This window comes from Ancylomarina sp., assembly GCF_041555295.1.
In the GTDB taxonomy this organism is placed as follows: domain Bacteria; phylum Bacteroidota; class Bacteroidia; order Bacteroidales; family Marinifilaceae; genus Ancylomarina.
Map to the genome: position 1 here is coordinate 1 of NZ_JBFFKR010000117.1, position 10,164 is coordinate 10,164.

General features: G+C 38.0%; 10 protein-coding genes. 4 read left to right on the top strand and 6 right to left on the bottom strand.

What is annotated here, in order from left to right; all coding sequences use genetic code 11:
- Window positions 1–176: 176 nt before the first annotated feature.
- The 5 genes from ABY905_RS09710 to ABY905_RS09730 all read right to left on the bottom strand — a co-directional run bounded on the left by ABY905_RS09710 (window position 177) and on the right by ABY905_RS09730 (window position 7,076).
- Window positions 177–1,361: a SpoIIE family protein phosphatase gene (locus ABY905_RS09710; protein ID WP_372643041.1), complete on the bottom strand. Its 1,185-nt coding sequence runs from the start codon at window positions 1,359–1,361 to the stop codon at window positions 177–179.
- A 97-nt stretch (window positions 1,362–1,458) separates the two neighbouring features.
- A complete protein-coding gene (locus ABY905_RS09715) occupies window positions 1,459–3,297 on the bottom strand; it encodes a [Fe-Fe] hydrogenase large subunit C-terminal domain-containing protein (protein WP_372643044.1) in 1,839 nt (612 codons plus the stop codon).
- Window positions 3,298–3,348: 51 nt separating this feature from the next.
- Window positions 3,349–3,600 carry a (2Fe-2S) ferredoxin domain-containing protein gene (locus ABY905_RS09720; RefSeq protein WP_372643046.1) on the bottom strand — a complete coding sequence of 84 codons (252 nt, stop codon included), beginning with the start codon at window positions 3,598–3,600 and terminating at the stop codon, window positions 3,349–3,351.
- Between the two features lie 85 nt (window positions 3,601–3,685).
- Window positions 3,686–4,870 (bottom strand): SpoIIE family protein phosphatase, encoded by a 1,185-nt coding sequence (locus ABY905_RS09725; protein ID WP_372643048.1) that lies wholly within the window; start codon window positions 4,868–4,870, stop codon window positions 3,686–3,688.
- Window positions 4,871–5,357: 487 nt separating this feature from the next.
- Complete coding sequence (locus ABY905_RS09730) at window positions 5,358–7,076, bottom strand: [Fe-Fe] hydrogenase large subunit C-terminal domain-containing protein (protein ID WP_372643050.1); 1,719 nt, start codon at window positions 7,074–7,076, stop codon at window positions 5,358–5,360.
- Window positions 7,077–7,637: 561 nt separating this feature from the next.
- Between ABY905_RS09730 and ABY905_RS09735 the strand changes: the two genes are divergently transcribed.
- Window positions 7,638–8,123 (top strand): YkgJ family cysteine cluster protein, encoded by a 486-nt coding sequence (locus tag ABY905_RS09735; RefSeq protein ID WP_372643052.1) that lies wholly within the window; start codon window positions 7,638–7,640, stop codon window positions 8,121–8,123.
- An 82-nt stretch (window positions 8,124–8,205) separates the two neighbouring features.
- Here the strand turns inward: ABY905_RS09735 and ABY905_RS09740 are convergent, their stop codons facing one another.
- Window positions 8,206–8,799, bottom strand: a complete 594-nt coding sequence (locus ABY905_RS09740) for a 2OG-Fe(II) oxygenase (RefSeq protein ID WP_372643055.1) — start codon at window positions 8,797–8,799, stop codon at window positions 8,206–8,208.
- Window positions 8,800–9,025: 226 nt separating this feature from the next.
- Between ABY905_RS09740 and ABY905_RS09745 the strand changes: the two genes are divergently transcribed.
- The 3 genes from ABY905_RS09745 to ABY905_RS09755 all read left to right on the top strand — a co-directional run bounded on the left by ABY905_RS09745 (window position 9,026) and on the right by ABY905_RS09755 (window position 10,022).
- Window positions 9,026–9,295 carry a YtxH domain-containing protein gene (locus ABY905_RS09745; protein ID WP_372643058.1) on the top strand — a complete coding sequence of 90 codons (270 nt, stop codon included), beginning with the start codon at window positions 9,026–9,028 and terminating at the stop codon, window positions 9,293–9,295.
- Between the two features lie 69 nt (window positions 9,296–9,364).
- A complete protein-coding gene (locus ABY905_RS09750) occupies window positions 9,365–9,721 on the top strand; it encodes a hypothetical protein (RefSeq protein ID WP_372643061.1) in 357 nt (118 codons plus the stop codon).
- A gap of 97 nt (window positions 9,722–9,818) precedes the next feature.
- The gene (locus ABY905_RS09755; protein WP_372643064.1) at window positions 9,819–10,022 is read left to right on the top strand and encodes a hypothetical protein; all 204 of its coding nucleotides are present in this window, start codon (window positions 9,819–9,821) and stop codon (window positions 10,020–10,022) included.
- Window positions 10,023–10,164 lie beyond the last annotated feature (142 nt).

Here is a 10,164-nt window from a genome sequence, read left to right on the forward strand (position 1 = left end):
ATACAATAAAGGAAAGCAATTCCTGTATGTAAATCGTGGTTTTGGCTATATCGGCTTTCCTGGTAGAATAGGCATGCCACCAGAAATCACATTAATCGAACTCAACTAAAATCGATATGTTGATACTATAATTTGATGATGTGTAAGACCTTTTGACTTTTTAGATTTTAAAGACCTTACAAGAAACTCAAATTCACATCCTTCAGAAACTTTTCCTCAAGCAGGCGAACAACGCGCTTCACAACCGTACGACGAATCTCTAACTCAACAGGCAAATTAGGATCCTGATGTGCAAAATTAATACGTGTTCCGTTGATTATTGAAATTTGATCGCTTTGAAGTAAATAATGCACTATTTGATCGGCTGGACCTTCACCCAATTGATAATTATTATCGTAGTCTTCAAGAATACGGGCAACTTTACCAATGGTTAGAATCCCTTCCGTAACCAGATTGATGCCTTCCATATAAGCAATTGGCGGTAATTCCGGATCAGTCATTGTCATGCCCGGAGCAAATTTAAGCCCCAATTCACGGGAAACGATTTCAGCTGTTGATCCTCCACAAATGATTTTCTTCCCTTTAAAATGATAGATTCTCATGGCTAATTCGGAATCCTTATCCATTTCAAATGGAGGTCCGGTACAAAGCAATAATTTACGCGGCTCTCTAAAATAGATAACGCCTGCACTGGTATCATCCTTAGGTTCGTCCTGATCGTTTCTGGAGGCACGTTTCACAATCTTTTTACCTAGTGCATTCGAAGAGATATAAGGCGACGCCTTGATGTTTTGCTTGACAAATTCCACCACATTATCGAGCTCCCAACCAAAGGGATAGGCCGGACTTCCCATACCTGATTGCATAATACCATCAGACCAAAACAGAATGCGATCTTCTTTACGCGCATTAAACTGACAGGCTCTAAGGATTTTTCCTTTATTCTCTTCACTATCTAGCTCTATATTTTCCCATCCTGGATCGAAAACAGAAGCGCCTCGCATAATCACACAGTCCGGGTTATCGAACTCCATAATTCGAGTGGTGCCATCGTATTCAATATCGATAATCGTAAAGGTAGAATAGCTCACTTTTCGCACACTGCAAACAGGAAGTGTGTTCATGATAATATCAGCAATGGTTTTAAAGTTCTTGTGCTCAATGGTGAAATTTATTGCCATAGATGCCGTAAGTGTTGCCAAAACATTAGCCTTAACGCCAGATCCCATACCATCGCTCAAGATGACAATGGTTCGATTTTCTTCCTTAATTCTTCGAGACAAAAACACGTCTCCACAAATCAATTCGCCATGATGAAACAGCTGTGGGCAATCAATATCTAAATGAAATTTTTCTTCCATGGGAATATTTTAACTTATCCAATAAAGCATGCAAAGCATCAAGCAGTTCAAGCTTTAAATCACTAATTATAAATCACCAAACCAAAATCATAACCGCTTACTCTTCCTTGGTATGGGATTTAATGATCGAATTCAGGATTTTCTCGGTCTTGGAAGCCGATTCGCCCAATAAAAAGGCAATTTGCTGCACCGTTTGCAGATTTTCCTTAATCACATCGCGAGCACGACCAATCACCTCTTCGGTTCTAACCTCAGGCGCGTACAAATCTCGAATGATACCACCAACAACCTTATTCTTCTTAATTGTAAAAACAGAGACATTGAATAATCGACTACCAAAATGCACATCCTTTTTCAGGATATCTTCACCATTCATCAGCACGGTTGAAAACAAACGATGGAAAGGAATCACCTTGGTTAAATCAGCATCAACCAAACCAGGTATAATCTCATTCAACAGCTTTGTTTCTTCGCCTAATAGATTGACAAAGCTATTATTTGATTCAATTATTTTTAGATTTTCATTGACAATAACAACACCAGTTGGTAGTTTCTGAAGCATAGCCGAAGTTGTTTCACTGGCTTCTACTGCCATTCGATGCTCCTCTTTAGCTTGAGCTTCAGATTCCTTAAGAGCTACTTTTGTTTGAGTTAACTTCTCGTTTGTCTCACCCAACTTCTTGATATAGGCATTCATATTCTTAATTGTCATCGAAGAACATTGCTCAAACTTAGCGATACCTTGTACTTTAGCCTCAGCAAATTTCTTACAAGTCTCGTAACCACAGGAGCCACAACCTAATTGCTCTTCAATCTTCCCCTTTCCCATTTCATCAAGCACGGCTTGCACCTCATCAACTGTAGGTACAGGAAGCCTTTGGTCTTTTATCTTAAATTTTCTAGATAGATCAATGTGGCTGTAGTTATCAATTTCCTTCTGCCATTGCTTCTCGTCAAAAGTGTTTAGTCGTTTTTGAACATATTGTACAACCTGCGAACGACGTGAGAATTTACGCCCACCTTTTGAGGTTCCAGGCCCCATTATACATCCATCACAATAGAAAAGATCGAGATGTTGACTCAATTCACTACTGCGCTGGAATTCTTCAAGAGAACGTAAAAAATTATTGCGCCCTTCGGTGCTTATGATATTTCCACGCAGCATGCTGTTATCGATCTCAGCAGCCTGAAACAAGCCATGACTTACGGGGAATAAGCCACCTATTCTGGCAAATGGTGGATCGAACTCCGAAAATTCTACTCTGGTTTCGGTCACCCCTTTTTCTTTAAAGAGCTTCCTCAGCTCAACAAAACTAAGAACAGCCTGAATTTCCCCATCACTCTTATTGAAAAACTTCACATCATCCTTACTGGCAACACAAGGTGAAAGTGAAACGATTTTAACATCCTTTCCGTACTTTTCGCGCACAACCTTTGCCATGGCGATAATCGGATTAACGATAGGTGCCAGATTATCCACTAAATCAGGATAATATCGCTCAACATGGTTTACCAGAGCCGGGCATTTGGTTGACAGATAATATTTCCCGTGAAAATTATTAAAAAGTTTTTTGTACTTGAAAGCCACTAAATCAGCACCAAATGCTGCCTCTACCACATAATCGAATCCCAATTCACGAATCATACCTACAAAGTTTCGATAATCGTTAATATCATCGAATTCTCCGGAAATACTTGGATCGCATATTGCTACGACCTTCTCTTCACGCTCAAGAAGCTCCTTGACGTAATCTTCCTCGTTACGATATTCAATCGCATCCTGAGCACACATAGTCACACAATTGCCGCAACCGATACAACGGTTGGCAATAATATGAGCATGATTATCTTTAATTTTAATAGCTTTTGCCGGACAAACTCGTATACAGGTATAACTCAGGTTACATTTATCCTTATTTGTGGTAATCAGTTGCATGGGGCTGCGAATTTAGGGTGTAGATTAGAGGGCTAGGCAAATATTATATTCTTAGGAGTCTTCGAATACCTTTTTAAGGATATCAATCGCACCTTCCGAATTAACTTCCTGGTACAGATCCTCTTCTATCTTTAGAATTGGTCCTTTGGAACAGTTTCCTGTACAAAGTTCACCATGAAAAAAAACTGAATCGCTTAAATTATTCTTATCAAAGAATTCTTTAACAGCTTGTAAGGTTTTGCCATTGCCTCTGGAAAAGCAAGAACTTCCCAAACAGATGGTCACATCCTTTTTATCACTCATGGTTATTGTTTATTTGTTTTGTTTATTGCCTATCGAATAAGAAAAGGCTGAAAGACCATTTATAATCAGTTTTTTCTTCGACAATTTAAATATAACTAAGATCTACATCTTTCAAAAATTTTTCCTCCAAAAGCGCAGCAATGTTCTTCACAACGGTTCGACGAATTTCAAGCTCAACAGGCAAATTAGGATCCTGATGTGCCTCATTTATTTTAGTCCCGTTGATTATCTCAATCCGATCACTCTCCAAAAGAAGCTTTACAATCTGATCGGCAGGCCCCTGTCTTAAAACCGTATTCTGATTGTAACCCTTAAGTAAGCGTTGAACCTTACCCAGAGTTAAAATACCCTCAGTAAGTAAATCGACACCTTTTAAATATGAAATAGGAGGCAATTCCGGATCTGTAATCGTCATGTCAATTTTCAACTCTTCAGCGAATTCTCTCGATAAGATACAAGCTGTGGTCCCCCCACAGGCTATCTTTTTCCCCTTAAATTCACTTACCTGACGTGCAAGTTGAGTATCTTTCGATTTGCTGTATGGAGGTCCCGTGCAAAGTAAGAGATCTCTTGGTTCGCGTAAATAGACCACAGCACAAGAGGTATCATCTTTGGGTACATCGCCATAATTGGCAGCAGCTCTATCCACTACGGCTCGCCCCAATTGCTTAGCCGAAAGATAAGGCTGACGTCTGATCATGCCTCTAACAAATTCATTTAAATTATCAGGTCCCCATCCAAAAGGGAAACGCTTTGTGCCCATACCCGAATTGGTCACTCCATCAGAACAAAATACGATACGATCTTCTTTCTCAGCCTTAAAACGGTATGAATACAAAGTCTTTCCCAAATTATTGGCACCTTCTATACTCAGTTCTTCACATTTTGGCTGGAATAATTCCAGACCACGTAAGACCAAACACTCAGGACTATCGTAGCGGATAATTCGCGTTTCTCCATCACACTCGATATCAACAATGGTGAAAGTTGAATAACTGGCTTTTCGCTTGCTGCAAATGGGTAAGGTTTGCATGATTACCTCAGCAGCTTTACGGATATCCTTATTCACCCGCATATAGTTCAGAACCATTGATGCGGTTAAAGTTGCAAGAACGTTGGCTTTAACACCACTGCCTAAACCATCAGAAAGTACAAGAAGCGTTCTACCCTCCTCCTTTATTTTCTCCGACATAAACACATCCCCACAAATCACCTGTTTCCTGGGATTCTTCTGCAGACACTCAACTTCTATATAATAATCGGATTGCATAATTAATTTTATATTCTTGATTCAAGATTTCTGATCTATTACTCTTTTGACGCTGATTAAATATGATTGTTTATGATTTCAAAACAGCTCATTTAGTCTTTCACATCAATCATATCATAAAAATCTGCGTCTAATTATATTTCCTAATTGCTTCACATCACTCCCAATCAAATAGTTGAACCCACTTCGGGGTTCTTGTAATGATTTATTATACCCCACATTTCATGCGGGGTTATTCAAGTTTAATCCCTTCGGGATAAGTTCTGATTCTTGAACCACGAAGTGGTTTAATATGAATAACCACGGGTGTTACCCGTGGTACTTATAAAATCTTATAGAAGAACCCCGAAGCGGGTTCAACTCTATAACACATCATCACATCATCATCCTTCGACTCGCTCAATGCCCGCTCTTTTTCAAAGTCCGCACCTTATTGTAATTCGTAATTAACTACCCGCAATTAAACTCGTCATAATTCTTAATTAACTCAATTTTTTTCTTCAGCCAGCGTATAAAACTCAACAATAGAGTTCAACATATCCTCTGTTTCTGAGGCATTTTCACCCAACAGGTAAGCAATCTTCTGAACCGTCTCCAGATTTTTCTGATTAACGGCCTTAGCCCGATTAATCACTTCTTCTTGCTGAATAAAAGGCTGAGACATATCTCGTAGAATAGCACCAACAATCTTATTCCGTTGAATAGTGAAGAGGCTCAAATGCAACATCTTATTACCTAAGCGGAAATCTCGTTCTAAACTATCTTCACCCGTTGATAATACAGATGAAAACAATTTATAGAAAGGCGCTATTTTCTTCAAATCCGCATCTTTCAAGCCTGGAATAGTATCAAATAGTTGTTCCATTTCTTCACCCATAATTCGGGCAAAACTCTGATTGGCTTCAACCACCTTCAAATCTTCATTCACAATCAGAACGCCTGAAGGTATCTTTCCAAGAAGAGCCGTCGATTTATCGTGAGCAATCTTTCGCATATAAGAAACGCACATATTAGGCTCCGATTTATCTTCCAGATAAGCCTTTGCAAACTCTCGACATGAATTATATCCACAGCCTCCACAATTGATTTCATCCTTATCAGAATATTTTCCAATCATATTCAGAGCCTCCTTAATTTTAGTCTCCGGATGTTCTGGTTTATGCGCAACATCAATATTATCAAAGTCTCGAAGAATAGAAAAATCAGCTTGATACTCGACCACTTCTTCCTCACTTCTCTTTATAATTTCTAAACGTTTCAGCGCTCGGGAGTAGTTTTTTCTTGTCCCCGGGCCATTCACACACCCCCCCTCACAAGCCAGGAGTTCCAGAAACAACAAACCAGGCTTCCTATAATAATTCAAATCCTTTAACACATCGTTAATACTGCTGATGCCTGAGAAGGTCATAAAAACAGCATCAGTGGTCGAGGCATTCTCTTTAATTCCCGCAATCATACCCCCATCTATAGGGTATAAACTTCCTTTTCCTGCACGACGAGGTACAAAACTCGGTTCAGTGCCCGACTCATAAAACATGTCAGCCTCCAAGCCTTCCTCATCAAACCATTCTGCCAGATCCTTAAAAGATAAAGAGGCTTCCAACAAATCACCAAAGGCATCACTTTCCGATTTCTTCGCTATACACGGTCCTATAAATACAATCTTGCAATCCTCACCATACTCTTGTTTCAGCATTTTACAATGTGTTAAGAGAGGTGATAAAAAGGGTGTGATATTATCTTTGTATTGAGGGAAATGCTTGCAAATCATTTCAACCACCGAAGGGCAAGCTGATGAAATATAAATACCCGATTGTTTTTCCTTCAGGAAACCATTCACCTTTTGTGAAACCAATTCGGCTCCCAAGGCTGTTTCAGAAACATGAGCAAAGCCCAATTCCTTGATGGCGGCTACCAGCTGCTCATCTTTCAAGTTGGGGAATTCAGACATATAAGAGGGTGCTAAAGAAACGATCACCTTATTGTTTCGCTTCAAGAGGGATTTCACTCGCGTTAGATCGTTACGCACTTTCTTAGCATGTACAGGACAAACCAGGGTGCAATTCCCACAATAAATACAGTCCTCATGTAAAATTTGCGCCGCATTATTAATCACCTTAATGGCTTTTAACTGGCATTCACGTATGCATTTATAACAATCCTGACAATCGTTTTGTTCGGTATATACGGGTTTAAAAATATCCATTTTCTACAGATCTTTCTTGTGATAAATTTCATATCAAAGCTCCGTATTTATGTTATTTTTTACAGCCATATTCAGATATTCTAAAACACATCTCATCTATTCAGATGGGGTTTAAATAAGCTTCAAAAAGCCTTCATTTTAAATGAGCATAAGCGCCTTTCAAAAACGAAATAAATCAAAATTTTAGCTTCATTCTGTTATGAATTTCAAAAAATCAAGACACGTTAATCAAAAAGATCATAACTATTTGCGAACATGTCATTAATTTTAAGAAAACGTCGAAGAAACACAGCTCAAGTTTGGCTTACAAGCCCTGTCCATTTATTTTAAACACAATTATAATATAGCATTGACTATTCTTCATATTACAATGACTACATTTGCGCTTCGAAAATATAAATCAACCAGGCGATTAGTCGATAGGTTTATATGATAAGGTGTTGTTATCCTGCCATATTGGGGGTGATATAAACACCTTTTTTCAATGATACAGATGAAATAGCATCGATATTGATGTTATAACCCACATTGCATAGCAGCCTTGCTCAAACGACAACGATTATGAAATTAGAAAGTGACCTGAAAAAAATAGAGCAAATCGCTAAACAAAGACAGACTGAAAATAAATCTTTCCAGACTTATCTTAAGCAGCAGGATTCTGAAAAGATAGATAAGATTGTTCATCGACTTTACAAAGAGGTTGAGAATCAAATTGACTGTCGTGATTGTGGAAATTGTTGTCAAAAACTTAGACCTATAGCGTCGCATAAGGAACTGAGCAAATTTGTTGCAGAGGAAAATATTGAAGCCTTTATGTATGCAGAGTGTATACAGTGTATGCATCATAAAGACAAGGTGTGTACCGACTATTTAAACCGACCAGAAGAATGTCGTTTATTTCCATATCTGGGCGAAGACGATTTTATAACGAAGACTTATAGTGCACTTATAAACTATGAAATATGCCCTCATGTTTTTAATGTTTTAGAGCTTTTAAAAATAGAGTTAGAGTGGTCGTACAAAGAGACGCCAGACAATAAGAAATAAATCTTTAGCACAAAATTCTAAAGAAAACAAAGGCTGCTAATTCAATATTAGCAGCCTTTGTTTTAATCATCACGAAAGTGAACTAATTTGTTTTTAGCCAGCCTGTAATACTCAATCGTTGCTGATTACAGGGCAAAACTTCATGTTCTAATTCCGAACTTTTAAAGAAAACACACGAACCATTAACCGGATTAATTATTTGTGAGCGGTTTTCATGAAAGATGCATAAGTTTCCACCATCTTCTTCCTTCCAGTCGACGTTTAAATACATGATCATTGTAAATGCCCTGCTTTTATTGTCATGAAACTGATCGAGATGCTTTTTATAGAATGTTCCCTTTTCGTACAAAGCATAATGAAACTCATAGCCTGTAATTCCGGTATAGCAGCTGCTATTTAAATAGCTTACAAATTCGTCCATCAAATCGAAAAAACGGTTCTCATGTTCATCCTTGTGACTCCTATCCAGCCAATAAATCTTATCCCCTCTGTTCGTTAGGTCGGTGACTAGTTTTGCTTGGTTTCCTATACCTGCTGCCTGAAGTCGTTCACTGAAATTTAAAGATCTCAAATTTTCTCTAAGTTGTGTCGCCAAAGCATCGCTTAAAAAGCTTTGACTTAAGCCAACCTTATCGTCGATAAAACTATTGACGATTTCCTCATATGCTTTTTGCATCTCGTTGGGTTATAAATACCCGTAAAATAACGGTTTAAGTAATGTAGGCTTATAATTGTTAGAAACAGCACAATCTTGAATGTGTCTACAAATAATAAAACATAGAGAGCTCTAAAATCAGGGATAAAAAAAATTGACTCCTTTCTAATAATTCACTAATTTTATTTAAGGCATTGCTTACCAGATCATTCTATTCACTTTGTTGTTTAATTTAAAATCTAACGTTATGTCAAATTCAGGTGGAATTATTGCAGCTATGTTAGCGGGCTGTGCAATTGGTGTTGGCTTGGGAATTCTTTACGCCCCTGACAAAGGAGAAGTGACTCGAGAAAAAATGAAGGAAATGGCTAAAGAAAAAGCTGAGGAATTCGAAGTAGCATTCGATAAAAACATGGAAAAAGTGCGCGGCAAAATCGATGAACTTATTGAGGATCTTGAGAAAAAAATTGAATCTTTTAAAAGGAAAGAAAAAGAAGAAAAAGAACAAGAGGCTTGATCTTAGCTATCAATCTGTTCAGCACAATGGACGGCCAATTAAAATCAGTTCACTTAAAAAATTATCGTATTGGAAAATATCCCGGAACAATTCGCTCAACTGAAAGAATTACTGACTGAGTATTTCGACTCCAATCTGGAATATTATAAGTTTTCCAGTTTCGAAAAACTTATTCGCTTTGCTATAGCCATAAGTTTAACCGCCCTATTTTTATTACTGGCTATGTTTGCTCTGCTCTTTTTCGGTTTTGGAACGGCGGTGTGGCTAAGCGATGTATTGGGCAACGAAATACTTGGTTATATGGGAACAGGAACCATATACTTGGTGCTTATATTCTTGATTTATCTATTAAAAAAGCCTTTGATTGAACGACCATTAATCAAACTATGTTATCGGATACTATACACCAAAAAGGATAAGGATTAGGCAAGCTGATTTTCAATTACGTTCTTATCAACAAATGAACGAGAGGAGACTTTATATCATCACAAGCATAAAGCATTTGTGGTAAAAAAAAATTCGGATGAACAGATATCGATCACTAAAGGATATTGAAAAAGAAAAGTATCGCCTGCACCTGGAAAGGGAACTGGCCGGCTACAAATTGAACTATTTTGTGCGAAATGCTAAAAGAAATTTGAGCCCCGAGAAACTGATTCAAAATGGTATTGGAAGTGTCGTGTATCGATTTGTGACAGGATTGATGCGGAGAAAGAATGACACGTAGTTTTCTCTTTCAATTAAAATACGCTCGATAAAGGCTGCCAATCCAAGATTAGCAGCCTTTATTTTGCGAAAACCGATAAGCCCATCGAATCATCATTTCAAATAAAACGAATCTGATATTATCCAATTTTGCTTAGATTTGA